36 protein-coding genes are annotated in these 24,102 nt (G+C 40.2%); 15 read left to right on the top strand and 21 right to left on the bottom strand.

Going from position 1 to position 24,102, the window contains the following annotated elements; all coding sequences use genetic code 11:
* Positions 1-10 precede the first annotated feature (10 nt).
* Positions 11-418, top strand: a complete 408-nt coding sequence (locus KNO61_RS12480; RefSeq protein ID WP_214688287.1) for a hypothetical protein — start codon at positions 11-13, stop codon at positions 416-418.
* A 27-nt stretch (positions 419-445) separates the two neighbouring features.
* Here KNO61_RS12480 and KNO61_RS12475 read toward each other — a convergent pair whose 3' ends face one another.
* The 6 genes from KNO61_RS12475 to KNO61_RS12450 all read right to left on the bottom strand — a co-directional run bounded on the left by KNO61_RS12475 (position 446) and on the right by KNO61_RS12450 (position 3,777).
* Complete coding sequence (locus KNO61_RS12475; RefSeq protein WP_214688289.1) at positions 446-880, bottom strand: hypothetical protein; 435 nt, start codon at positions 878-880, stop codon at positions 446-448.
* The gene (locus tag KNO61_RS12470) at positions 873-1,733 is read right to left on the bottom strand and encodes a hypothetical protein (RefSeq protein ID WP_214688291.1); all 861 of its coding nucleotides are present in this window, start codon (positions 1,731-1,733) and stop codon (positions 873-875) included. The genes KNO61_RS12475 and KNO61_RS12470 overlap by 8 nt, the downstream gene beginning before the upstream one ends.
* Positions 1,734-1,832: 99 nt before the next feature.
* A complete protein-coding gene (locus KNO61_RS12465; RefSeq protein WP_214688293.1) occupies positions 1,833-2,552 on the bottom strand; it encodes a hypothetical protein in 720 nt (239 codons plus the stop codon).
* Positions 2,553-2,618: 66 nt separating this feature from the next.
* Complete coding sequence (locus tag KNO61_RS12460) at positions 2,619-2,900, bottom strand: hypothetical protein (protein ID WP_214688295.1); 282 nt, start codon at positions 2,898-2,900, stop codon at positions 2,619-2,621.
* Positions 2,901-3,023: 123 nt separating this feature from the next.
* The gene (locus KNO61_RS12455) at positions 3,024-3,464 is read right to left on the bottom strand and encodes a hypothetical protein (RefSeq protein ID WP_214688297.1); all 441 of its coding nucleotides are present in this window, start codon (positions 3,462-3,464) and stop codon (positions 3,024-3,026) included.
* Between the two features lie 61 nt (positions 3,465-3,525).
* Positions 3,526-3,777, bottom strand: coding sequence for a hypothetical protein (locus tag KNO61_RS12450; RefSeq protein ID WP_214688299.1), 252 nt, complete (start codon positions 3,775-3,777; stop codon positions 3,526-3,528).
* Positions 3,778-4,026: 249 nt separating this feature from the next.
* Between KNO61_RS12450 and KNO61_RS12445 the strand changes: the two genes are divergently transcribed.
* The 3 genes from KNO61_RS12445 (at position 4,027) to KNO61_RS12435 (ending at position 5,907) form a co-directional block, all read left to right on the top strand.
* Positions 4,027-4,569: a hypothetical protein gene (locus KNO61_RS12445; protein ID WP_214688301.1), complete on the top strand. Its 543-nt coding sequence runs from the start codon at positions 4,027-4,029 to the stop codon at positions 4,567-4,569.
* A gap of 280 nt (positions 4,570-4,849) precedes the next feature.
* Positions 4,850-5,095, top strand: a complete 246-nt coding sequence (locus KNO61_RS12440) for a hypothetical protein (RefSeq protein WP_214688303.1) — start codon at positions 4,850-4,852, stop codon at positions 5,093-5,095.
* Positions 5,092-5,907, top strand: a complete 816-nt coding sequence (locus KNO61_RS12435) for a hypothetical protein (RefSeq protein WP_214688304.1) — start codon at positions 5,092-5,094, stop codon at positions 5,905-5,907. The genes KNO61_RS12440 and KNO61_RS12435 overlap by 4 nt, the downstream gene beginning before the upstream one ends.
* A gap of 73 nt (positions 5,908-5,980) precedes the next feature.
* Here KNO61_RS12435 and KNO61_RS12430 read toward each other — a convergent pair whose 3' ends face one another.
* The gene (locus KNO61_RS12430; RefSeq protein WP_214688305.1) at positions 5,981-6,499 is read right to left on the bottom strand and encodes a hypothetical protein; all 519 of its coding nucleotides are present in this window, start codon (positions 6,497-6,499) and stop codon (positions 5,981-5,983) included.
* Positions 6,500-6,601: 102 nt separating this feature from the next.
* On the opposite strand from KNO61_RS12430, the gene KNO61_RS12425 reads away from it, so the two are divergent.
* Together KNO61_RS12425 and KNO61_RS12420 are read left to right on the top strand one after the other, a co-directional pair.
* Positions 6,602-7,009, top strand: a complete 408-nt coding sequence (locus tag KNO61_RS12425) for a GNAT family N-acetyltransferase (RefSeq protein ID WP_214688306.1) — start codon at positions 6,602-6,604, stop codon at positions 7,007-7,009.
* Positions 7,010-7,084: 75 nt separating this feature from the next.
* Positions 7,085-8,680: a coiled-coil domain-containing protein gene (locus KNO61_RS12420; protein WP_214688307.1), complete on the top strand. Its 1,596-nt coding sequence runs from the start codon at positions 7,085-7,087 to the stop codon at positions 8,678-8,680.
* Positions 8,681-9,204: 524 nt separating this feature from the next.
* Here the strand turns inward: KNO61_RS12420 and KNO61_RS12415 are convergent.
* Together KNO61_RS12415 and KNO61_RS12410 are read right to left on the bottom strand one after the other, a co-directional pair.
* On the bottom strand, positions 9,205-9,555 hold the full coding sequence (locus KNO61_RS12415; RefSeq protein WP_214688308.1) for a hypothetical protein: 351 nt from the start codon (positions 9,553-9,555) through the stop codon (positions 9,205-9,207).
* A gap of 240 nt (positions 9,556-9,795) precedes the next feature.
* The gene (locus KNO61_RS12410) at positions 9,796-10,155 is read right to left on the bottom strand and encodes a hypothetical protein (RefSeq protein WP_214688309.1); all 360 of its coding nucleotides are present in this window, start codon (positions 10,153-10,155) and stop codon (positions 9,796-9,798) included.
* A 197-nt stretch (positions 10,156-10,352) separates the two neighbouring features.
* Here KNO61_RS12410 and KNO61_RS12405 point away from each other — a divergent pair, with 197 nt between their 5' ends.
* Both KNO61_RS12405 and KNO61_RS12400 read left to right on the top strand, forming a co-directional pair.
* Positions 10,353-11,048 carry a Panacea domain-containing protein gene (locus KNO61_RS12405; protein ID WP_214688311.1) on the top strand — a complete coding sequence of 232 codons (696 nt, stop codon included), beginning with the start codon at positions 10,353-10,355 and terminating at the stop codon, positions 11,046-11,048.
* Positions 11,049-11,071: 23 nt separating this feature from the next.
* Positions 11,072-11,485: a hypothetical protein gene (locus KNO61_RS12400; protein WP_214688313.1), complete on the top strand. Its 414-nt coding sequence runs from the start codon at positions 11,072-11,074 to the stop codon at positions 11,483-11,485.
* Between the two features lie 10 nt (positions 11,486-11,495).
* Here the strand turns inward: KNO61_RS12400 and KNO61_RS12395 are convergent, their stop codons facing one another.
* On the bottom strand, positions 11,496-12,926 hold the full coding sequence (locus KNO61_RS12395) for a hypothetical protein (RefSeq protein ID WP_214688314.1): 1,431 nt from the start codon (positions 12,924-12,926) through the stop codon (positions 11,496-11,498).
* Positions 12,927-13,763: 837 nt separating this feature from the next.
* Here KNO61_RS12395 and KNO61_RS12390 point away from each other — a divergent pair.
* Together KNO61_RS12390 and KNO61_RS12385 are read left to right on the top strand one after the other, a co-directional pair.
* The gene (locus tag KNO61_RS12390) at positions 13,764-14,885 is read left to right on the top strand and encodes a helix-turn-helix domain-containing protein (protein ID WP_214688316.1); all 1,122 of its coding nucleotides are present in this window, start codon (positions 13,764-13,766) and stop codon (positions 14,883-14,885) included.
* Positions 14,886-15,458: 573 nt separating this feature from the next.
* Complete coding sequence (locus KNO61_RS12385; protein WP_214688319.1) at positions 15,459-15,863, top strand: hypothetical protein; 405 nt, start codon at positions 15,459-15,461, stop codon at positions 15,861-15,863.
* A 42-nt stretch (positions 15,864-15,905) separates the two neighbouring features.
* Here the strand turns inward: KNO61_RS12385 and KNO61_RS12380 are convergent, their stop codons facing one another.
* Positions 15,906-16,166, bottom strand: coding sequence for a hypothetical protein (locus KNO61_RS12380; protein WP_214688320.1), 261 nt, complete (start codon positions 16,164-16,166; stop codon positions 15,906-15,908).
* A gap of 165 nt (positions 16,167-16,331) precedes the next feature.
* On the opposite strand from KNO61_RS12380, the gene KNO61_RS12375 reads away from it, so the two are divergent.
* A complete protein-coding gene (locus KNO61_RS12375; protein ID WP_214688322.1) occupies positions 16,332-16,658 on the top strand; it encodes a hypothetical protein in 327 nt (108 codons plus the stop codon).
* 29 nt (positions 16,659-16,687) lie between these two features.
* On the opposite strand, the gene KNO61_RS12370 is transcribed toward KNO61_RS12375, so the two are convergent.
* A complete protein-coding gene (locus KNO61_RS12370) occupies positions 16,688-16,861 on the bottom strand; it encodes a hypothetical protein (RefSeq protein ID WP_214688324.1) in 174 nt (57 codons plus the stop codon).
* A 290-nt stretch (positions 16,862-17,151) separates the two neighbouring features.
* Positions 17,152-17,556 (bottom strand): hypothetical protein, encoded by a 405-nt coding sequence (locus KNO61_RS12365; RefSeq protein WP_214688326.1) that lies wholly within the window; start codon positions 17,554-17,556, stop codon positions 17,152-17,154.
* A 153-nt stretch (positions 17,557-17,709) separates the two neighbouring features.
* On the opposite strand from KNO61_RS12365, the gene KNO61_RS12360 reads away from it, so the two are divergent.
* Complete coding sequence (locus KNO61_RS12360) at positions 17,710-17,922, top strand: hypothetical protein (protein WP_214688328.1); 213 nt, start codon at positions 17,710-17,712, stop codon at positions 17,920-17,922.
* 14 nt (positions 17,923-17,936) lie between these two features.
* Here KNO61_RS12360 and KNO61_RS12355 read toward each other — a convergent pair whose 3' ends face one another.
* From KNO61_RS12355 to KNO61_RS12330, 7 genes are all read right to left on the bottom strand, one after another.
* Positions 17,937-18,446 (bottom strand): hypothetical protein, encoded by a 510-nt coding sequence (locus KNO61_RS12355; protein ID WP_214688329.1) that lies wholly within the window; start codon positions 18,444-18,446, stop codon positions 17,937-17,939.
* 43 nt (positions 18,447-18,489) lie between these two features.
* Positions 18,490-19,059 carry a hypothetical protein gene (locus KNO61_RS12350; protein WP_214688331.1) on the bottom strand — a complete coding sequence of 190 codons (570 nt, stop codon included), beginning with the start codon at positions 19,057-19,059 and terminating at the stop codon, positions 18,490-18,492.
* Between the two features lie 109 nt (positions 19,060-19,168).
* Positions 19,169-19,294 carry a hypothetical protein gene (locus KNO61_RS17405; protein ID WP_256439563.1) on the bottom strand — a complete coding sequence of 42 codons (126 nt, stop codon included), beginning with the start codon at positions 19,292-19,294 and terminating at the stop codon, positions 19,169-19,171.
* 161 nt (positions 19,295-19,455) lie between these two features.
* A complete protein-coding gene (locus tag KNO61_RS12345) occupies positions 19,456-19,677 on the bottom strand; it encodes a hypothetical protein (protein ID WP_214688334.1) in 222 nt (73 codons plus the stop codon).
* A gap of 108 nt (positions 19,678-19,785) precedes the next feature.
* The gene (locus KNO61_RS12340; protein ID WP_214688336.1) at positions 19,786-20,082 is read right to left on the bottom strand and encodes a hypothetical protein; all 297 of its coding nucleotides are present in this window, start codon (positions 20,080-20,082) and stop codon (positions 19,786-19,788) included.
* 79 nt (positions 20,083-20,161) lie between these two features.
* A complete protein-coding gene (locus tag KNO61_RS12335) occupies positions 20,162-20,530 on the bottom strand; it encodes a hypothetical protein (protein ID WP_214688338.1) in 369 nt (122 codons plus the stop codon).
* 79 nt (positions 20,531-20,609) lie between these two features.
* Positions 20,610-20,978, bottom strand: a complete 369-nt coding sequence (locus KNO61_RS12330; RefSeq protein WP_214688340.1) for a hypothetical protein — start codon at positions 20,976-20,978, stop codon at positions 20,610-20,612.
* A 140-nt stretch (positions 20,979-21,118) separates the two neighbouring features.
* Here KNO61_RS12330 and KNO61_RS12325 point away from each other — a divergent pair, with 140 nt between their 5' ends.
* Both KNO61_RS12325 and KNO61_RS12320 read left to right on the top strand, forming a co-directional pair.
* Positions 21,119-21,694 carry an SLOG family protein gene (locus KNO61_RS12325; protein ID WP_214688342.1) on the top strand — a complete coding sequence of 192 codons (576 nt, stop codon included), beginning with the start codon at positions 21,119-21,121 and terminating at the stop codon, positions 21,692-21,694.
* Positions 21,695-21,820: 126 nt separating this feature from the next.
* Positions 21,821-22,681: a hypothetical protein gene (locus tag KNO61_RS12320; protein ID WP_214873487.1), complete on the top strand. Its 861-nt coding sequence runs from the start codon at positions 21,821-21,823 to the stop codon at positions 22,679-22,681.
* A gap of 51 nt (positions 22,682-22,732) precedes the next feature.
* Here KNO61_RS12320 and KNO61_RS12315 read toward each other — a convergent pair whose 3' ends face one another.
* Positions 22,733-23,563 carry a metalloprotease family protein gene (locus KNO61_RS12315; RefSeq protein WP_214688345.1) on the bottom strand — a complete coding sequence of 277 codons (831 nt, stop codon included), beginning with the start codon at positions 23,561-23,563 and terminating at the stop codon, positions 22,733-22,735.
* 137 nt (positions 23,564-23,700) lie between these two features.
* Here KNO61_RS12315 and KNO61_RS12310 point away from each other — a divergent pair, with 137 nt between their 5' ends.
* Entirely contained in the window at positions 23,701-24,057 is a 357-nt protein-coding gene (locus KNO61_RS12310; protein ID WP_214688347.1) for an aminoacyl-tRNA hydrolase, read from the top strand.
* The last annotated feature ends 45 nt before the right edge of the window (positions 24,058-24,102 follow it).

The raw sequence follows: 24,102 nt of genomic DNA, 5'->3' as shown, positions 1-24,102 counted from the left end.
GGAACTGATTATGCAGACATTGAAATCAATCATGAGTGAACAGATGTTAGAAGAGACATTGAGCGTATTGAAAGAAGTTCTATTCCCAGACATCAATAGCTTACGTGAGTGTATTTTAGAAGGAGAGAGTGTATATTCATCAAGTACATCAGCAAAATCTCGTTTTTACGATGACACTTGGTTGAACTGTAAACTATCTAAGAATGGGAACAGTGTACATCTTGACCTTTATGTAACGAACAGCGAATTGCAGGAAACATTCTTCCTCAGTTATTTGTTTGAAGGTGATGTCCCGATGTTAGTCGTATCGAGCGAGGCTTTCCCGACACCAATTGCACTCGCTCCAGAAAAAATGGACACCATTCGAGAATTAAACGAGCTACTCACAGGTAAATCCATGCTCATGTCGATTTCCTAATAAAAAGAGACCGTAAAGGTCTCTTTTTTATTCATATTCCCCGGGTGGACAAAGTGAATGCTCCTGAATCACGGAAGACTTGATGATGAAAGCTATCTGCAGTCCTTTAAACAGATAGAACCCTCGTTTCTGGATAAAGTAGTCTTTGCTCGTGCCTTTATTGAACACTTCTTCCAATTCTTCTATGCTCTTTTCCGCTTCTTCATAAATCTCCGGCTCATCCCAATCTGTGTTGTAAACTTGGTGAGCAAAAGCATATTCATCATTCCACACGTCATTCCAATCAATCGCTTTCTTCCGGTTTATGACGAGGTCGGATTCGAGCAACAGCCTCAGCGCCAATTCCTCATCATCATGACATACTGTTTTCATTGCTGAAAGTAAGTCTTTCTTCGTGCCGTCATAATCACGCTTGAAGGAATCATTAAATCGTTCCCTCAACATCTTGACTTCTTCACTCATCTTTTATCCCCCATTCGCATCGGTTTCCCAAAGCTTTCATAATCCCTTCACGAGTCAGCTCGAAATAGACATTATGTCCTTCCTGATAGGACTCCCAATATTCATCTTCATCTTCCACATCCATCGTCGCACCAATGCTTCTCCAAAAATAATAGGAACGCATTGATTCTTCATGGAGAATCGTTCCCCTCATCACTTCTAATTGGAAATGTTGAAATAGGAACGATATGACTTGCGTGCCAACACCTTGTTCTTTTCCGATGACTTCTCTCATTTCCATCTCTACGGATTTCGATTCCTCGTCAGAGAAATACAACCACGTATAGGCGAGCAGTTGTTTCCGAAGAAAGATTCCTCTCCCGCCTGCGCCATGATGAACATAGCTCATCTCTGGATACACATGGTCTTCAGGCATATCTTGGATAGTGAAATAGGTATTTTTAGTGTTGGAAAGGTAATCGTATTGAGTGGTCAACCACTCCTGCAATCGTTCGACTTCCCCGTCTTCAAAATCTGAGAGAAGGTTCTCTGCCATCCAAGATTCTACTTGTGAGATAGTTACATTTTGAAACGATGGTTGATTGCAATCATACTCTGAGAGCCGCTCGTCATCCAACCTTCCCCCTGCGTCATACCTCTCTCCTGTTTGGGAGACCACATAAGCGTGAACCAACACTTTAGAAGGAAGTTCCGCCCCCTCAAACCAGAAATCGTCATCCCATAAGAACTCCATGTCATATCCCGACATTTTAGAACACAACAGAGCGAATAGATGACATCTCCCGTACAAATAATTATCGATTTCGACTTCTTTTGCCACATTCGCTTCCCCGTTATAAGTTTGTGAACACACTCATGACACTCCTTTTCGATTTGAATATTATATTCTATGTAAATTGATTCTGATGATTCGACACATGTAAAAAAGACCTCAAGTGAGGTCTTCGGTTTATCAGTAAGCGACATACTTCCCGTTTTCTTCTTCGACGAAGAGTTTTGTCCCATCAGGCAACAAGATGAATTCTTCTTCTAGGTTTTCTACTTCGTAACCATCTCCATCAACTCCCTCTACCGACTCGATGTCAAAGACGATTCGTTTGATGGGGTCATATTTCGCTTTTGTTTTAATTTCGAAACCGCCATCCCAAACAGACACGTAGGTCACATTTAGCACTTCCGGTTTTTCCAAATAACCTTCAACGTCGTACACCTCATGCCCGCAGTCATCGAATGAAAGGTATGAACTCGATTGTTCATTTCCGTATTCTTGACCGTTGTCGCCCCATGACCAAGACTCGGATTTTGCATGGTGCTTGTTCACACGAAGTTTCAGCTCCTCGCATTCTTTACAATAAAGTTGCCCTTTTGCCGACACATACTGGTTGTAGTGGTCAAAAGCGAATACCAATTCATCCTCTCCCATGAAAACATTACCGATTCCTGTTCCATTCAGGTGTGGGTGAGTTTTCTCTAATGGTTCGACCTCCTCAAAATCCACCACGATGTCTAAAATCGTCTCATTCTCTGTCTCACGTTCCTCTCCATACAAAATCTCTGTGATGACGCCCGCAAGACCGTTATAGTCACTATCTGGTAGTGCAATCACCGATTGACCGACTTCGATTTTTGATAGCAATGGATATTGTGCCAATTCTTCAGCTTTGAATTTCATGTTTGCTTCCCCTTTTCCAATTTGTTTTAAAAACCCTCATGATGTATCGCTCTCATTGCGTGATGTCTATCCTTGCATCAATGAATGGTTATATCCTTCATGCCATGCCTTTATTGCAGGTGCGACATCAAAACCTTCCGCCTCATACTTGTTCAAATGTTTCGTGAACTCTCTGTCGAATTCATGAAAGCTAACAGCCCCTTCTACATCCGTCGATTCAAAATCGATTTCATCCTTCAACAAACCGTTGATTTCCATGTCTTCCCCTCGTAATGAAGCATTCTCTACAAACGCTTCAAACGTCAGGAGTTCTTCTAGCTCTTGACTGTTCGTCAATTCATAAAACATGGCTGTATCAGCACCTTCTTTCTCAATATCTTATCTCTATTATACCAAAAGAAGGACCTTTTATGTACATATAAAGAAAAAATAAATATACATATAGTCAAAAAAATAAGAGGGATAACCCTCTTATTCTCCAGATATGCGTACTTTCTCAGGTTGTAGAACGCCATTGATTCTTAACTGAGCCGTTCTACCTTTTTTTGTCCGTTTGATGAAGATGCTAACTCCCTCAGATACGGGAATATCACCTTCCAGAAGAGGATTCGTTCCCCACTCTACCATCATCTCCCCTGCTTTCTCGATGGCTTGCTGAACGGATTGTCGCTGTTCATCCGCCCGTGTTTCAAGACTCGCCTTTTTTGAGAAGTAGAAGATGAAAATCATCGAAATAACGACGATGCACATCATCAATAAATTGTCGTACCAAATACTTTCGAACGGATTGTTCTCCCACACTTGATAACATAATGCGATTCCTGTAACCGAAACGATGACTACCATTAGTTCATACCTTTTGGTCAAGATTGATTTCATTGACTCTATAATTCCTGCGATGCTATCTAACATATACCACATCACTCCTTTCTAAAATGAGAACAGGAGCATGTGGAATCGCCAGACGGGATTCTTACATACTCCCGCTCGTAGCGAATAAAAACATTGCAAAGCCAATAGCTGAAACAATGATAAGGTGAACCAAAACTTCTTTTGTGTTTTTTTGAATCTGTTTTCGTTTCTCCGATTTCAATTCCTGTTGGTGGTCTGTATACTCCGACAATGTCTGTACGCCGTACAAGACATGCATGAGGACATAGACCGCTCTCCCTGTTAAAACAAATGCTACCATGGCGAATGCAAATACTACGCTGTTGTAATCCATAAATAGCTCCTCCTATAAATGTTGTGTTCGTCTGATGTGTTCGTCTAATGAGTTCACTTTTAAGGATACGTGTTTCATCGTCCCTGCTATGTTTATTCGTCTTATATCATATCGTCCATTTGATTAGAATATAACATTCTCTTCCCTATGTGCTCATATGACGTGTGTAGAACGGGCATAAGACTTTTTATTTTTGACTATAGTCAAAAATATTTGTTATAAACAGACTAGGATAACGGACGGCAGGAGGTGTTCACCATTCAAGCAACCATGAATCGATATACCGTAGAAGATACGTTCGCCGTGGCGGACGAAGGCATTAAAGATATTGAGGCATTTTTACGTTCCTTCTCGGCTTCTCTCGCTATCATCAATGTCGAGAAACATGAGACGTTTCAGAAAAAAGATGTCGATTTGCTGTGGGTTTACTTAGAGAACGGCGTAGAGAAAATGAAGCGAATCGAAGCAAAGATTGACCGATATAAGAGTGGAAATTTCTTTTTCGAAACAGTTAGCAACGAGAACAAGGGCACTCCGGGTTGTTTTCTTTATACTGAGGCGGATTATCTGTTCTATTACTTTCTTGAATGGAAAAGCCTCTTCGTATTGCCTGTGAAAGAGATTCAGACATGGTTCTCTGCGAATGAGCATCGTTTTAAAGAAAAGACACTCGCTACAGCAGTCGGCAAGGATTATTACACATCTAAAGGAAAGGTTGTTCCTATCAAGACAGTCTTGAGAGAGTGTAAGTTTGTGAAGAGACATTCTTTGATTGAATTTGCGGCTCGATGAATAGTCCTTCCATTGTTGTATATGATAGTACGGAGAACCCATACACGGTACATGCGCAGACCGTGGAGCTAGAAAAGAAAAGTCAAGGGGAGACCCTGACTGTGTCGTGGACTTTCGGTTAGAAACGACCATGCGAGGCTTAGACAAATGTCTAAGTCTTTTTTTGTTATTCTCGACACATCACAATCTAATTTTCATATTGTTTCCTTGAGATACATAAGATAAATCAGTAATAGATTTGGTATGGGAACATCTAAAAATAAAAAAGGGAGTCATAGAAATGGGAGTTAATGAAAGGATAGAATTTAAGAAGAATTTGTCATTTGGATTTGCACATGGATTGATGCGGATTTACTCAGAAAAGGTAATTCGTGACAGCGTTTCACCTAAACCTGAAATGAGTTCAATACCGTTAGAACCTCAACCACTTCCAACTGTATTGTGTCATGATACGGTTCAGGAAAAACTCTTAGAAATTAATCTTGGAGTGAAGAATTCTATTTTACCAAGGAGTGTGATTCGATGAGCATCAAGATTTTCGACGGGTACATCATCCCGAACATGAATCAAACCGAATTTCAAGAATGGATTTCTCCATTCATTGGGGCTGTTCAAGAATTGACTACAAAGCATGTATATCAAGTGGCTATTGACCGTTCCACGTACTGGTATGACCTCGCTACTCTTTCTGAAGAGGAAGAGTTTGAGAATCGTTCAAGTGTCATGGATTTTTATGACCCGGAACGTTCCGTATTTGAATGTGTGATGAACAGTCTCCAGAAGGAGTCTGACAGTATCTATCGTATTGATATTGACATCAAATCTTTCCTAAAAATATTTAAGATTGAAGGCAAGACATTGGCGATTCTCGTCTATGGTGATGTCACAGGCGTAAAAGATGCTTTCGAGGAACTGCCAGGCATTCAGAACTATGATTATTGGAATCACACGGAGAAACCCCTCTTCATCTCAGATGAGGATTGGCACTCTCGTGAGACTGATTGGAAAAATGCTTTGTTTGGTGGTGACGAGACTCAAGTCATGCTGATTTCTGAACTGCCGACGGACTTTTCAGGAATTAAAGATGTTTCGATACCGACTGTATATAATCGAGCTGAGAAGACGGCAAAAACACAGCTTTCAGAAGAGCTCGTATCCAGACTGGACAGTGAAGAACTTCACAACTCCATCTCGAAACTTGTTGAATACCTAGAATCGCCAATCGGTAAGTCCCAAATCAAAGAGCGCACTCGTTTGAATAAACAAATTCTTTCGAGAGAGGTATCGATAGAAACATTCGACATCTCATTCTCTGATTTGTTCCAATCAAAAGAATAAGACAGTAAAAAAAACCACCAGGACTCGTCTGTCAAGGTGGTTTTTTAGCGTATGCCGAATCTTTTTATTCTTTTCACTCACTATAAACCGTTTCATCACGAAGCCCCTCTGCACATTCCCAACAAATCGCCATATCAAAATTGTCCATGAACTTAAAGTTGAGGTGATAGTTACAAGCCTTGCAGATAGCGGTCGGCATCAGTCCTCTCTCCATCATCAGCATTTTATGCTCTTCTTGTTCAGTCATCTCGAATCTCACGATATTTCTGTCAAGATTTCTTGAACGACGTTTCGTTTTCTTATAGTATTTCTTCTTCTCCGGCTTCTTCGCCTTTGCATTTTTGAGTTTTCGAATGCTTGCGGTTTGTTTCTTAAACCCATAGCGCTTACCGTCTCCCTCGAACCATTCCCTAGATGGGTTCATTTTATAAGGGACATCCATCCCCTGTCCGTTCAAACGACCGGTTCTATTCTCAAACAGACCATTCTCCCATGCTTCGTTGAACGTCTCTAGTCTTCCATCCATTGAATTGAACACCTGTCTCATTCTTGCTCTTTCGGTATCACCAAACGCCTCTTTTTGCTTGACCATATTGTCACCTCTTATCTTCATCTTTCTTCTTACTATATGTCCTTATGAAGGGACGATTCCGGCATACAATAAAAAATACACATAAGAAAGGGGTACAACTATATGTACAAGATTTTAAAGGATTCGCATGCCGAACTTCTGCTTGATGAGAACCCATTGCTCAGGGAAAGGTTTGAAGATTTGGGTTGGGCAGAGCATGATGCGCTCAGGATTTTTTTAGAGGTTGATGGAACGATTATCGGATGTGCAGACGTGACCGATGATGGTGCATCCATCGAAATCCATTGGCTCACTATCCTCCCGGAATTTCGGAGAAGAGGACGAGGTCGCTTGTTCTTGGATGCTCTAGCAAAGGAATCAGGTAGAACCGCTCGATTTTTTGGGGATTCATTACCGGAGTCCGCCCGCTTCTGGAAAGCACTAGGGGCAAGCTTCTCAGAAAGTGATGAGAAAGAAATTCAAGCAAATCAGTTCAGTGGCAATCTATTGTCTTTCGAGCTGACCTTATAGGTTGTAAAGTCAAATCGACTTTCACAAGATAGTCAGTTACACTAAAACAGGAAACTAATCAGAGGTGGTAATAACATGAGATTCATCGAGAATTCATTAAAGGTACAGTTAAACAATGAAGAGTTTGACATCGTCAAAAATCGTTGGATGGAGGCGAATGCCCTCATTGCAATTTCTTCGAATCGTAAACTGTGGGACGATATCAACGAGCAATATGCCGCTATCGAATCGGATGCAATTCAGAGCTATCAGAATAGTGATTTTTATGAGATGCCCGTCCTCAACACGTTGACGGTTCCAGTAAAAGCAATGACCATCAAGGTTCATTCTATCTATGCTTATCACGATGAGCGAGATGCTTCGCTTGAGTGGATTAAGGAAATGGCGAATCGAAGCTATAAACGATACATTGATTATGTGAAAAACAATAAAGAACGCTTCTCATGGGAGATGTTTTTCGAATTCATGGAGAGACGGGACCCGAACTTCTCTGCGTCACAACATGACCATTTAATGCTATTGATTTTAGTCTGTTTTGGAAAAGACTTGTTCGGCTCGATTCAATCCAGTTTCGGAAGGAATTTGTTGTTCAATGTGTACCAGAGCAATAGAATTTTAGGAGTTCCGAACAATGACTTCATTCAGTTGAGAGAAAAGTACAAGAAAGAGGCACTCTTTCACTTGAAAGATGCGTTCAAATTTAAAATCCCACCTTCTCAAAGCGTTGATTGGTTCTTCCAACAACACGAGGCTTACATCATCAACAATCTGTTGACAAAAGAAGAACGGACAACCATTGTCAGCAAGGGCGACTACGATGTCCTATACAATAAGGGACTACTACGTTATTACAAAACGTTGACGGGTACCCTTCGCCAGGAGAGATTGAATGATTTCAACTTGACCACTTCTGCAGAAGTGAAAAGAGAAGACTTGGTTGGAATTTATGCCATCTTCAAATATGGTGTCGAGACCGGTCGATTGAGCGACGAACAATGGGAATTATTCCTAACCTCATCTGTATTGATTCTCATGATGGTCAAGCATTACAAGGAGCTCTCAGATTTCTATTTCCAAAGTCTCAAAGATAAAGAAGAGCTTGTCATCCGGGAGCAAGACATCATCCGGACAAAGCGTGAACTTGAAACTGAAAAAGAGTCATTCGAGAAGAACACTCGTGAGATGGAAAGACTTTTGTCAGAAAAAGACGAGTATATCCTTCAGTTAGAAGAACAGGTCAAGCAGATGAGAAACAGGCAGGAAGAGACGTCATCTCTCAAGAAGGAAGTAACGGCTCTTCGCAACTATGCCTACCATCAACGTGCAGAAACACCAGAGCACCATCAAAAGGTAGATGTCGTTGAACAGGTAACACAATTGATGAAGGAGAATAAAGCAGTCCTGTTCGGTGGACACCCACAATTGGTGAATAAACTGAAAAAGGCGATTCCTTCGATGGATTATCGTGATGTCGATAGTATCAATCGTGACATTTCCTTCATTTCAAATATGGATATTGTGTTCGTGTTGACGAATTATTTCAATCATCCATTCTATTACAAACTCATGGGTGAACTTGAGAAATACCCTCACGTTAAACTAGTTTATCTGAGCGGGTATCCGAACCTTGAGCGGACAATGAAAGAAATGGTAGAGTTAGCAGAAGCATAAAAGCACCCAATCGGGTGCTTTTTTTTATGTATTCCAATTGCATTGGGGAAGGCTTGCTCGCACGGAGATTCGCTTCTTCTCCCTTCCAACCGAAGCTATTCTTTCCGAACGCCCCATGCGAGTGTGAGACCTGTGTCTCGAACCGATAGCACTCCGTCGTGAGTCACGCTATCACCTGTTTTGTTGGCAAATGTCAACGATACATCATATGTCATATGACTTCATTTTATAGGTGTCCAAATAAAAAAGAACCGGTCAATGCGATTCTTTTTTACGCTTCCTATTCTGTTCCCATACGAAGTGTGTCGGGGTTACGCAAAGCAGTAGGTTTTCGTACATCATTCACACTACGTACAATCCCTCTCGGATTTGACGCCCAAAATTTTTCAAGTGCTTCCTCTTCTGTCTCCGCCTCAACATTCATATAGTAAATGCTTCTCAAAGGAAAGACAAGCCTTCATAACGGACAGGGACAACGTCAGAAAGCGGTTATATCGTATTTCTCGCTTAACTCACCATGCATCTCATCTTTTTACAGACATCATGTAAAAAGGTGTCTTGGTATCCATATATCGTATCGTGACTGAATAATCATCGAATCGAAACGTTTGAAAAACATGCTTATCAAACGAGCCGAAGGGGTTCATGAGACTTAAAATCTTCCTCACCGCTACTTTGATGAAAGAAGAACTGACATCCACTAATCCCATCAATTCGTAGTTTTTTCCCTTCAGCGCAACCTCACCCACTCGTGAGTTTTTCATATAGAATTGAAGGCTATGAATATCAGCTCTTTCCCCAAATTTCTGCAAGAATTGAAGTTGTTCATCCTCTTTGATGACATCCATAAATCTTCGGTTCATTTCCATTGGCATACTTGCCCCTCCATCTATTTAAATCTATGACTGCATCATCATTTTAACATAATTTTGACAATAGTCAATTTAATTTTACTATTTTGAAGCGTTACGCTCCTCTTTATTGACTATTTGAATAATTAAAAATACACTATTATTAACTATTAGTGAGTAGGACGAGGAGGTGTGAATGTGAATTGTGATGACACGTTAGATGAAAGTGTTCATAAAAAAAGAAGTGCATATAGCACTTCTTTTTTAAGTCTGTGGCAATGAGAGTGTCTCTAAGTATTGTCGATAATCATCCTCACTCATACCTAAATACTCATGAACCGGCACACTTTGAGAAGATTCTTCCCACTTACGAATGGCGTGTTCTACGTAGTATTGATTCACTTTACCCGCTTGGTAGAGTTCCATGAATGGCTTATCAAGCTCTTCATCCTCCACTTTTTTCAAGAGTTCTGATGCGATTGACGGTTCTGTGTAATCAATAAACCCTAGCGCAAAGCTCAGTGCTCTCTGAAGGCTCTCTTGGTCTAACTCTTGAATGTTTAGTCCAGTACCCTCTTCAAATGCCTGTACATTATAGTCGCTAAATTCAACCGTTACTTTCATAACCCGGTTCCTCCTTGAAATGTCACATATATGACCCTTATTTTTTGACTCATGATTATGTTATGCCCGAATCCGTGGAATATCAGTCTTTATGATTGAAATATGAAGGATATAGCATGATTGAAAAGGACACAACATAAGATATGAAAACGCTATTAGGTATTCATTGAATATTCGATATGAAGGAGAGAATCATTATGAAAAAATTGACGAAATCACATCAGAAGCGATTCGATTTCGAGGAAAAGCTTAATGGAAACGGTAATTTGACATGCACTCTGGATGTAAACGGAGAAAAACATCGTTTTGAGCTTAGCGAATTCCAACTTAAAGAGATGGAACATGTGTTCAGGAAGAACGTTTCTCGTAGACTCGTCTCTAAGCTCACACCAATTGACCTGGCAAACTATATCGTTTCTCGTCAGCTAGGTGGGAAAGGCATGAAGTTGACGACACATCTAGCTCTTCAAAAGACCCTCTATTTCATCGATTGCGAATATATGAGGCATATCGGAAAACCTGTCTCCCTTTTCGATGAATACACATTCGAAAAATGGAAATTTGGTCCAGTATGTCCGATAACATATAGAGAGTATCAATTATTCGGGTCGCTAGATGTAAGTAGTCTGCCTTTCATGCAGGCATTCTCATTTGAACATAGCGAATTCCTTAGTCAGATACACTCGAAAGACTTATCTGTCAAGCTATTGAATGAGTGGATTGATAAGTATATTTATGTAGAACAATTTCGTTTAGTAAATAAAACTCACAGCCATCATGTTTGGAAAAAAGATGAGTCTAGAATTATCGACCATGATGAACCACCTATTCCATATGATGTGGTAGAGCTGTTCAATGAGATTCAATCTAACTCTTCATTCTTTGATGTGTAATCTATGATTTAGGAGGAATAGAGATGGTTTCATCTAGCACGTTTACAGAGACTTATTTTATTTTGGCATATGGAGATGATTTTTTTGCAGGTATGGTTTCAAACGGTATTGAATCTACGAAGGAACTCCCTATGCGCTATCAGTTTGTTCCACACTCGAACGAAGCAGAGAAGTTTGGTACTGGTGCGATGGATTTCTTATCGCCCATGTTCCTTCCTGAATCGTTCAAGGACTGTGATTCGATTACCTCTCTCATGGATGTACTGAAGCTATTTAGAGGCTCCAGGTTAATCAAAGTCGAAAAGACGACGGTGACAACTCACGCCATCGAAGAGCATCTTATTGTTTCTGAACGTACAGAAATAAACTATCAGTATGAAATGATAAGTACTGATGAGCTTGAATCTAGCCTAGAGAAAAAAACCGTCTCTGTTTGAGGCGGTTTTTTTATTTTGGCTTATGCGTCAAAAATTGCGATGCGTTTTGATTCTTGTTCAGCAAATCGATACGTTCCTTATCACTGAACGGATAGAATTCCAGTTGAAAAATATCGCCTTTTCTCGAATAGCTCTTCAATGTAATCTCACTTTCAACGATTTCATCTAAAGTTTCCTCTATGATTCTGATTTGATTCGTTCGCCGCTTCGTTCCGAACACGAGAGCCCCACGGAAGAAATTGAGATTCGTTTGAAACAATATTGGATTACTATCTTCTGTTTGGGTAGCTAACAGTATTCGTTGTCTCTGTAGTGCGTAAATCAAGACCTTGGATGATTTCAATTCGAACCGGTCGATAATTTTCTTGTAAATGCTCACCGTCTGGTTCTTGACGAATTCATGAATCAAATTTTCACTGAATATGATTCGGGCGACCTCTTTACCGGTTACTTCATCTGCCTCAATCGTGACATTGTAAAAGATTTCAGTCTTTGTGGAACGGAGTGTCTTCTCATCTATGATTCGCATCTCCATGAAATCCATTTTAATCAAGCTCTCTTTTACTGCCATATAACTCTTCTTACTATCATTGTGATAAACTGCTCGCACAATGTCACCTATCTCTACGACCATCGGGACGGGTTGATATAGGGCTTCATGCTTCAACGACATCAGATAAATGAGAATCTCTTGGTCACGACTGTTCAACATTTTAAGGTTCTCCCGCATCAAACCTTCTTCTAATGCCTCCACCTTGATTCGTGACTCGAATTTGGTCTTATCATCAATTAGATATACGTTTTGGAAAAAGTTATCTTCGACCAACTCATTTGCATTAATCTTAATGCGGTTTGTATGGTCATACGGGAAATTGGTTATAGAGTTAGGGACAGAAATGACCGGGCTTTGTTCCCCTCTTGGACTCTCTTCCTTCACCGTTTTAACAATTAAGTATTGGATATCATTTTTAAGTGCAGATAAGATTGATTTTGTCGGTTTGCTTTTGATGTAAGGGAAATTGCACATCAGTGCATCATCGTCTCTCATCCACGTCGTCAGTTCATTTAGCATCTTCATTTTCAACTCGTCCAAACTTTCGACCTCGTAAACAGCGCGAAATTTCTCTAATGGATAGTTTTCAAAAAGATGTTTTGCGACCTGATTAATTTCAGCATGGAACCCTGATTTCTTATTGTCTTCTAGCTCCTTGTTGAGCCAACGTCTTTTTGTGACTTGTCGTCTCTTTGCAATCGGTGTCAATGTTTCTTCCGTTACTTCTATCAAGTTACTGAGTTCATCAAACACTTCATTTGCGAGATGTAGGAGGTATGGTTCAGGCTCGATTTGAAGCTTTGGATAGAGAGATTCTCGATACAACCCATCGAAGTGTCTTAGGATTGCATCTGAAAGCTTTTGAGTAATCTCATTTGGTATCTCCATGTCATCCCTCCTCTTCTGTTCTTCATCTGACTCTTCATTAAAAGTATATCATGACGTTTGAAATGACTCTATCTGCTGAAAAGAGGCTTGTTCGAGGTTCTCTGTTCCAAATTCTCCGTTCCGAGATGACATTTTACACTCAAGTGTTCTCTTTTCTCCGTTCTGAACGGACAAGAGGCTTAGAGTGTTCCAGATTCTCCGTTCTGAGATGACATCTGACGGAAGGTGTTCCAATTTCTCCGTTCTAAGGTGACATATAAGCCATGAAAATCAATCGTTAAGCAACAGAACAACAGAAAATTTTTTTATTTTTCTGTGGAATGGCTATATTCTGCCCTTTTATAAGCTCTTCATCAAACTGTTCCAAATTCTCCGTTCTGAAGTGACATCGAAATTCGAATATTTTTTTACATTTTTTTTACTCAATTTTTAGAGTATTTTTGAGCAAGTGTTCCAAGTTTTCCGTTCTGACGTGACAATTTTCTTAGAAATCATAAGACTATATACCTAACTGTTCCGTTTTATCCGTTCCGACGTGACAAAATAGTCCTGTTTGCTTGATTAAATCGTGAAATCCTTTAACTTCCACATCCATCATTTGTTAAATATGACGCTCAACCGTTGATATTCCTCTGTTCGGAGCAACTGTTCCAGATTCTCCGTTCTGATGTGACACGTATGGTTCCGAATCCAGAAAACCCACTCATACCAACACATTTAGATTCAAGTGTTCCAGTTTTACCGTTCCGAGATGACACTTTTGGTCACTTCGACAAGTCTTTTATTATCCTCTACAATGATTCTTGTATAACGAGACTACTTTATAGGAGGTGTTCAATGATGACGATGACAATGCCGTTCAAAGAAATCGCAAAGGTTGGAAAACGTCTGCTTATTCAAATGGCAGGAGTCTGCGAAAATTATAAGATTGAGAAGGTAATCGAGGAAATCGACTATTCTTCATGTCCTGTAGAATGTGCATTGCAAGGGTTTGATGTGGAACGCAAAGAACATATCTGCATGAACCATTGCCCGTTCAATCGCCAGAACCGAACATCCAAAGTCGTCTATATGAACGAACGTCACCAGTATAAGATTAAACAGAGCACGACCGTCGAACATGAGCGGTTGTCTAAGTATCAACTTCTTCAAATGATTACATATCATTACTTTGTAGACTCTCGTGGATTCGCCGCTCTTATCTCGACAAAAGAACTTGCGGAGCATTTGGGATGTACCGTTCGAACTATCAAAAACAATAACAAACGCTTGCAACGATTAGGTCTGATTTCTTTTTCTGAGTATGGAGCAGACCTCTTTAGTGTGGAGATAAAAGACTACGAGAAAAATCACCTTACTAAAGAGCAAGGCGGAACAGGTTATGTCCAAATGACACAATCGTTTATGAAAGCACTTGTCTCCATGGACAATGTCAACGTAATGCGTCTTGCCATTCGTGCACTTCTCAAATACGACAACGAAGTACATGTTGAACAAAAAGATGTTTGTATCTACAGTTACAATGATATCAAGCGCTTCATGCCATCAAATATCAATCACAAGAAAATCATTGATGAGCTTATGCAGAAGGCGTCGGATATTTTCACTGTCATCGCCGGTGATACTCACGTATCGGTTCAGTTGAAGGAAGAGTTCAATGGGAAAGTTCAGAAGACAGAGAAAGAACGTCTCTTCACAACCGAAATCTACGAACAAGTCGATGCCATTAATGAAAGCTTCTCAGAAGGAGAAGAACTACTCCTTACAAACCAAGAAACAGATGACCTCGTGCAAATGGCGATGGAGTATGGCATCAATCATGTCCGTCAAGCATTGGCTGTGTACCCATCCTACATACAGAGCCCAGGCACCCCCGATTCAATCAAGAACATCGGTGGGTTTATTCGAACTGTCATCAAAAACAACATCTTCAACCGCTATGGTAAAATCGCCGCATAAACCACGGCTATTTCACTATACCCTAAACTTCCATTTTATTACTTTAATGGATATATATGAGTTTAAATATTTATTTTTCTATCTTTTTTAGTATGTATTCATACCATCTTCGTCACGAAAATGATTTGCCGCCTTTCACTGTGCACCATTTTGAAAAAAAGATATTCAATTGGAAAAAAAGATAATCACAGCTACACTAATAATAATCACAGGGTAAAAAAAGATATCCACTGTTGAAATGAATATATTCACATCTTCGATAAAGATATCCCCAACTCAAAATAAAATATCCACATCTGCAGAAACAGTGGATATCTCGGGAAAAAAATATGAAGGACAAAAGTCATGCGAGCCTTAGAGCCCCAATGACATTCGAGGATTTCATTTGCGCAATAACTGGTTTTAATATCTGAATTAATCTCTTATAAATATCTATTTAATCTTTGAGAAGAATATCTTTTAAAATCTTTGTCTTTAAAGGTTTAAGGTCTTAACCAGTGTACGCTATTTCCGTATCGACAACACCATCTTTTTTATGATGCATCTATATAAAAACAAGAGGAGCTGATTCATTTGACGATTGAAGAGGTCAAACAACTATCACCTGCATCAGAACACTTTATACGGCATCTGATAGAATGGAACGTACTTGATGTTGATGCCTATCAAAAACCTTATGGTGAGAATGTACATCGAAAGTGTCGATATTTCGCACCCTGGTATATCGTGATGGTTGCCGGTAAGAACAAAGAATTACAAAGACAATTTCTCATACATGAGGGTACTGTATATGGGAACCATCATGTTTGGTTAGAATTCGAAAATCGGTTCATCATAGATGGAACACTCTCTCAGTTCATAAAAACGGCGGATGACATTCAAATCCTTGAAATAGAGTCTTGCACGGTACCTTACTTGTCCCTGAAGACATTTTCGTTGGGTGAATGGCTAGAGAAAGAAGAAACTTCAGAATTCTAAAAAAAAGAGAGGGCAAATGCCTTCTCTTTTTTCTGTTGAACATTAGGCACCCTTCTGTTCCTGCTCGGTTAGAAGCTTCTTTAAGGATGATATCTGTTTTTGTAAGTCTTTCTGTCCTTCAATTGAAGAATAATACTTCACCAATTGACGACGCTTAGCATATAGCCACAACTCGTTCCACACGGTAGGAGTTTTAGAATGGGGAACTAAATGCAAATAGTCATTTTTATAGAGAATGAGCGGATTCTCCCACAATAGTTCTAAATCACGAATTTCTTGCTCTAATTCAGCACGCTTATCCACGATTATCGCCTCCTCTAGTTTTCGAATAGGTAATCTCCTACTCCAGTCTCAATACTTCGTTATCCTATGCGCCTTCATCATTGTTTACGACAATTTTTTGGAATAACATTCTCACCCCGACATATAAGGATATAGAATCAAATATTGATGAAAGGTTGTGAGTAGATGGAAAAACATTATAAGAGAATCGCCAAATGGGGAACTATCATAGGCGCCTTGTTTATGGTCGTAGGGATTCTATCCCTTATCTCATTCGTTTTAAATGTGGCAGGCGTGATTGAACAAGACATCCCAGGTGGTATCCTTTTTATCTTCGGACTGATTCTATATCCGTTAGGTAAAGAAGCCGAAAGCTATTTGAAAGAACCGAAAGACGAGACAAAAGACCAGATGATTACACATATGTCAGAGATGGTCATGTTGTTTACAATCCTTTCTTTCATCACGATTGTCGCAGTAATTGTGGGAATCGTAGTATTCTTCTTGCTATAAAAAGCAAAAGAGCCTTTAAGGGCTCTTTTTTAGTAATCCGTGGGTCTTTGGATAGGGTCAATCACTTTGACCTGTCCAATGTAGCCCCCGCCATCTTTCGTGATGAAATGATTGTGAACATCCTTCATCTCTTCCAGGTCTTTTACCTCTTCAAAGCTTCTTTCATCTTCCATGACTACATCCGCTTGTTTTCTCCAAAACATGCACATCGCCTCCAACTTGAGTTTTATCTTTCGTCTCATCTTATTCAGAAATCCTAGTCATTACGCCGTCAAACCTGTTTCAATCGCATAATTTTTGTTCTATACCAATAGGATTGGGACATGCTGAAAGCAATATTCTCAAAGGGAAGATTCCGTCAGAGGGATTGATTCAGAAAGTGTTTACGACAGACAGTATCTATACGGGAGAACATGATATTGTTCACGCATATCCATTTTATTTCCCGAAATAAAAAAGAGACCGGTTCTATGACTGGTCTTTTTTCTTTCATTTATTGATTTTGATGTGTGACAACAGTCTGCAATTCATCAAATGCGGTCTCACTCATTTCCTCTTCACCTAATAAGACGTTTAACAAATCAGACTCCTCTCGACTTAGCGGTTTCGTGAATAGATGCAACTTGCGTAGGATTCCCAATGCGATTCGATTCAAGTTATTATCCTCTGGTAGCTCTCCTCCATTGAATCCCGCTCGAAACGCCCCATACGCATATTCCTCCACATAACCACACTCTTCACATGCATCAATCGATGCACACACAATATGCTCCAACGTGTCCGTTTCAGACTTCATTTTTTCTCCACAAACAGGACAGCGATTCAGAACATTGTCTTCCTGATAATCACGATTCAAGTACTTATCTAAAACGATTAATAAATCCGGGTTCGCTTTCATCTCCCGCACCCTCCTTTTATATTCACATGGAAAATTCATACCTTCGTTTCTTTTCCTTTTATCCTATGCAGTCGTCTGTCCATTTAAGCATGATGGACAATGTAGAAGATAAGGACGTATAGTTGAGTTACGACATTGAAAGGGTGTGTTGATGTGAATGAATTGAAGCCAGAGCTGAGTTATACCGTACAGACTAAAGAGTTTATGGAAAAGGTCGGAAAGGGTTTGGCAGTTGCAATTGAGAAACACCCGGACAGAGCATTAATCATTGCAGGTTCTCTTGGCGCATTATACGTCTTGAGAGAAAAGAAAATCAGCTTCAAGATGAAGAAAGGTGACATAGAAGTTGAGTTCAAGAGCGAATAAAAAGACCCCTATTCTTAGGAGTCTTTTTTTGGATTGAATGCCTCCATGGAAGGAGTTGCACGTTTTAAGTCGTCATGTCCCTCATTCTCTCCTTTTGTGAAGAGCTCTTTGTACCAAGAGAACACCATTCTCTGATGTTCACCAATCTGACGAAGAGAAACGACATCGTTTTCTGCTTTCGCCTTTGAGATATACCATTCAAAGCCGTCAAATGACAGATGATAACCAAGCGCTCCATCGAATACGCCGCCCTCAAGACCACATACGTTACATATTGCCTGATAAGCTGTATGCTTTTTGCGTATCAATGCATTCGAGCACACGGGACATTCCTCATTGGCACCAGGTTGATAGACATCCTTGAAGCGTTCAAAGCGCTCACTGCCCTCATTGTTCTCAAGAATGGTGCTCAACAATTCATGGAGCTTGTCACTGCTGATATTCATTGAATTCCCTAAGTCTGTGTATAGGTTGCTTAACTCGTTGACATTCAAGTTCAGTCCTTTAAAAATCTCTGGATTCACGCCTAACCCCTCCTTTTTCTATTAACCATGAACAGATGACCATTTAGCATCCATCTTCGTCAGATTTCATCCATTCTTGGAGCAAGAAGTCACCCTCGACAGTTGTATATTTCTGCAACAACTTCATGTATGACTTTTCGTCCTCTGAAAGTTCCTTCTCATCCAATAATTTTCGAAAGATAACCCCAACGACTGTGGTCTCTTTCTCTCGGGTGAGATAGGATTCCGATTCCATCGTTTCATGATGCGAATACGTCCACAATATCCCATCAAAATAGATGGCACTTTCACCATATACATAGGATTCATGCAGACTACAGATATGACAGGTGTGATAATACTCGTAGTCGCCATATCTCAAATCCTCAATCAACTGATTGTCTATTGAATTCTCTGTGCCGCATACACCACATCTGATGTTATGGTTCTCAAATTGAAATTCAAATTTCATCTCCTTGTCCGGAGTCCCCATGGTCTTGAATAGCTTTTCTGTCAAACCATCGATGGCTAATTTAAGGCTTCTCAAATAATCCCTAGCATCGAATAGGATTTCTCCTTCGTCCAAATCATTTAATAATAGGTGACTGTAATCAGAAGATTTTTCAAGATTCATTTCTGTCATCCTCCTTTATATTTGTGCCGATTGACACTCCTGTATCGCTGATATTGATTCTTCATCATATGCGAGAGCATTGCTTTTTAAGCCAAAAAGAAAAGACCCTTTATCGAGTCTTTCCTTCCAGTAAGTTTCGTACATCCTTCAAGACATCGTTCGTCGCTGATTGAACCATTTCTTTAAGGCTATTTCGCAGTTCGTCAATTCCCTGCTGATTCGTTTGATGACGCATAATCATTCCTCCAAGGCTAGACAGTCCGAGACATAGAGAGTGGCAATCCACTTAACATCTCATTTGACTCCTAATGTTATAAGTACGCCTTTATACTATGCGCTCTCCTGACAAGATATGAATCTCTTCAAGATAGACGTCCTCGAAAAATCCGAGGAGAATCATGGTGACTCCAATAATGTGATGTTTTCTTTAAGAGCGGCGAAAGGCTTTCCGTTTTGGGCTACGTAACTGTCGATATGATAGAGATACTGTTCAACGATTCGTCCATCTTCAAGCTGAACCGTCTGTTCACCGATAATCGTGACCATTTCTCCTGAAGCATCTGAAATGCCGGTCAAGGGTTTTCGGTACTCCTCGTTTGAGACAATTTTTTGGTTCATTTATATGTCCTCCTTTGAGGTTATTCTGCCTGAATATCGTTACAAATTTCTTCATCTCCTCTTTATCATTATTATGACTTTATTTTTGACTATAGTCAATATTAAATTTCATTGTAAGACCATTGTGAATTGGTCGTTGGAATCCTGGTTCAACTTATCGATTAGGAGCTGTGCCGTCTTGTCATCAGAAAATACGACTGCTTTAGCATCTGATGATGTTAAGAAGACAACTTCTTCTTCGATTCGACTTACATATTTTTGTTTCGTGCTATTGAACAACAAGATGTTGCTCTCTTCATAGACGCATTCACATGGCTCCACATCGTTTTCATCTATCGCATGATAGTATGTCCCGACCAAGCCATTTCCGTGGCAAATGATACAATCCTTCTTTGCAATCAACATGTAACCTCTCCCCTTTTTATTGTCCTTTATCGAACACCACAGAGACCGTTGTTTCATCATCCGTGGTGTCCGCTCCGTTTCAATCTTTCAACAATGCCAAAACCTTTTTCAAGGTTTCCTCATTCATACTCTCCTTTAGATTCACAAGAATTTCTTCCTTCAATCGACGGATTCGCTTCTTCTCGTCCAACTTCTCGAAGTACGCATCCTTGTCCAAGATGATATGAGACGCAGATTGACCAAAGCTTGATTTTGATGTTAGCGTCTTGCGATTGAATCGAGCCGGGAACTGAGTCATCTCGTCATCTACGGGAACCAGATAGACGCTTGTCCCATTGAATGATTTCACTTTATAATCCTTAAGCTCTCGTGGATTCCGTTTCTCACCGAAGAAAGCCCCCTCCAATACACTGATAACTTGTCCGACTTCAAACTCTATCTTCGCCATACGATTTCCTCCTTCTATGAACAGCGATGCTGTTTCCTGTTTTCAAAGCATGTCTCATTCTAAGAAAAATACACGGTGATTATGCCACCGTGTACTGTTTCCGTAGGTCATCTAAAGAGACCTCAATCTTTTTGAGTTCGTTCTTTGCATCACGAATACTGTCCTCTACGTGTGCAATCATCTCATTTCTCAAGAGAGGGATGATTGCATGGTTGAGAGTGTGTGCGATGATGACGATACCTTCTGTTGGGGAGTCATAAGGCATCACATGAATCTTGTCTAGAAATGGTCGATGAACCTCTAATGAGATGCCGTCTTCAGGATTTGTTCCCTTGTTCTTAAGAGCTTTCACTTTCTTATCATCGAAACTAACCACATCTGCCTCCGTCACATCAATGTTGACTTGACTTCCGACTTTCGTAAACTGGATAGTGTACAATTTTTTCATAAGTGATTACACCCTTTCATTGTTCCTATTTTCGTTTCACTATATGTATAGTATGCACATACTTTTGACAATAGTCAATATTATATTATACATTTAAAGGAGTATATTCTAGTCGATTAATTATGCTTAGGAGGGATATGATGAACGTGATTATGGTTACAGGTAGACGTCCAAAATATATGGACGACGCTTATGATTTGATGCATCCATTGAACATCAAGATGGGACGTGTGATGCGACAGTTCATTTTAGAGCAAGGTGGATATATGAAGGAGACGAATAGTTTCTCACGAGAGGAGCCCATCCGCCTGGTGACTGGAATGGCTTTAGGTGCCGACACTGTCTGGGCGATGGTTGCCTTGAAATTGAAACGGGATTTTCCTGGAGTGTTTGAATTGGAATGTGCGATTCCCTGTAAAGACCATGCCAAGCGCATGAGTGCAGAAGACCGAAAACGATATGACCATATTCTTCAGCAAGCCGACCTGGTTACGCACGTGTCGAAACAGCCATACAAGGGTTGGTTGATGCAGAAGCGGAATGAATACATGGTGGACATCTCAAATACAATATTTGCCGTATGGGAAGGGAAAGAAGAAGGCGGCACATACAACTGTATCCGCTATGCAGAGAAAAAGGGACGAGAAATCTACAGATACTTTCCAACGAAAGATGAAATATGGTTGGTTCATCACGAGGGCAATGCCACTAGCTAACTGTTGAATGATAGGGAGACATGATTTGAGCGTTTAAACTCGGGTGACGTCTTTTAGTGTAGGAACACACTATCCTCATCAGATTCTACACTAAGGAATAGGATAGAAAGAAAATTTGGAAAGGAAGTGGATGAATTGAACCTATTTACACCAAACATTCACCAGTCAACCCTCATCTTGGTGTTATCGTTGACGACTTATCTTATCTTCAATTATCTATGGCTGAAAAAACTGACAAGCCGTGTCACAACATCATGGAGAAACCAAGAACGTGAAAGTATGAGGCATTGGAGTCGAGAAGATTTTGAAACAGTGGACAAGGAATTGAAGCGTTCGGTGCGCTCACAGTTGCAGAATAGGACACTATTCTTCTTATTATGCCTTCTGAGCTGTATGGGGCAATGGTATGCCATTCAACATGTTCAGTTACTCGTCTCATTCGTCCCTTGGGGCATACTGTTCACCGCACAATGTATGTATATCAGACACAATACACAAAAACTTTTCAAGGATGGATTAAATGGTGGCGTTGTCATCACAAACGAGAAATTAAAAATGTCTTTGTATAAAGCGAGCGGTCAGAAGAAGACTATCTATCGACCATACAGTTTTATATTCCACTACTTGAGATTTGAAGAGTTGAAAGTCGAGCAAAGAGACGTATTGCGGAGTGAGAAAGAAAACCCAATTGTCAAAGCAGAATATGAATTATTGGTCGAGGAAGAGGGATTCTTGAATGTAGAGATGTACCTCATGTTCACGGGAAATGCTCGACACTATAATATTGAACAATCTAAAGAAGCTGTCGAGCTGATGCTTCTAATGAGAGCATATGGTAAAAATTCAGACCTTCCTATCGCCATTCGGATGAAGGCTATGGAGAATGCTAGGAAATTGCAAGGTAGAGCCGGTGACAGTTTCATTCAACAAGCCATCCTGTTTCGTGATGAGGTCGAGCATTCCTTCTACCTCAAAACCTCTTCATAAGAAAAAGACAACCGAATGGGCTGTCTTTTTTCTTTTAATAACCGTGTTTCTTCAGTTTTTGCGAAGAAATGCCTGTCTGACCCTATATACGATGAAAGCCAAGGATGTGACGAACGCAGAAAATCCTATAGCCATCAATGAGATAGAGAACATAAACACATTGAACTGATTAAAAAGAAACGATGAGAAATCGACTTCTTTCAAATGAGGCGCATAAAAAGAATTGATAAGGATTCCGACAAGAAAAATAAAAATAATTCCCGAACGGGCACCTTTGACATCTGATTGGCTGAGCGTCATATGAGATGCAATCGACACAGAAAGAAAAAGAAAAATGTAGAGTGGCAAGCCGGTTACATTTTCTTTTGAAAAAATGCTAGGAATAATCCCGACAGAAGCCATCAACCCCTCTGAAAAGCCGTCTGCTGAAACAATGTCGCCCCACCATTCTGAGAACGTGGAAGGCAATAGAGCCCAAAACAGTAGTGTGATGACGGAAATTCCCATGATGATTGGAGCTACTCCGATGAAGAACATACCGATTCGATGGTACAGGTTTTTTGAATTATAGGAATGGTTCACGTAACCCATCGTACCATCGGGATTCCCGAACTGAATGAATCGTATCTCGCCCACATGATGACCGAAGAGCTTGCACATGATGACGTGCCCCATCTCGTGTATAGGAACCCCAATGATGGCGGTCGAGTAAATGCCACGCATACCGACCGATGCTCGAATCCATCTGTTTCGATAAGATTCCATCTTTGCGATTGAAAATCCGACCAAAAAGAAGATACTTAGAAATGACAATATTTGGAAAGATGTAAGAAAAGAACTTCCGACTAGAATGAGAAGGAGTTCTTGAACATTAGAATTCATGGGGGAATCTCCCCTCCTTTTTTATAAGAATGGTTTATTCATGTATTATATCATTAATTTACACTATAAAATAACTAAAAAATTGACTATTTGTATATTTTATCAATATGTGAAAACAACAGAAAGGGTGTCAACGGATGGAGATTAAGCAGTATCTACTATTAAACAAAGAACTAACGCTCTCAACTGCCAAGTGGAGTGTTCAAACAGCGCATGCCGCATCTCGTTTTGAGAGGGCGGTTTTCACTTCTAACCATCCTCCGTTGTTCTCCCAACTTGTTTACCAGGAATGGGTAGATAGCGATGAAAAGAAGATTGCTGTTAGAGCGTCAAAAAAACAATTGGAGAAATTGGAACGAGCCGGATGGATTTGCGTGAGAGATGCCGGTTATAACGAGGTGGAGCCGAACACCCTAACAGTTGTCATCTCGCCCCCGCTAAAAGCAGACGAAGTCCCCTCTTGGATGAAGCGATTACAGCTCTATAAAACTTGACGACTGTCTTTCATAATGAACGATGTCCCTGAATAGAATGAATCA

The sequence above is a fragment of the Exiguobacterium sp. s140 genome (assembly GCF_018617035.1).
Taxonomy (GTDB): Bacteria; Bacillota; Bacilli; order Exiguobacteriales; family Exiguobacteriaceae; genus Exiguobacterium; species Exiguobacterium profundum.
The sequence above is the reverse complement of the archived record's forward strand: the minus strand, read 5'-3'. Positions and strand labels throughout refer to the sequence as shown.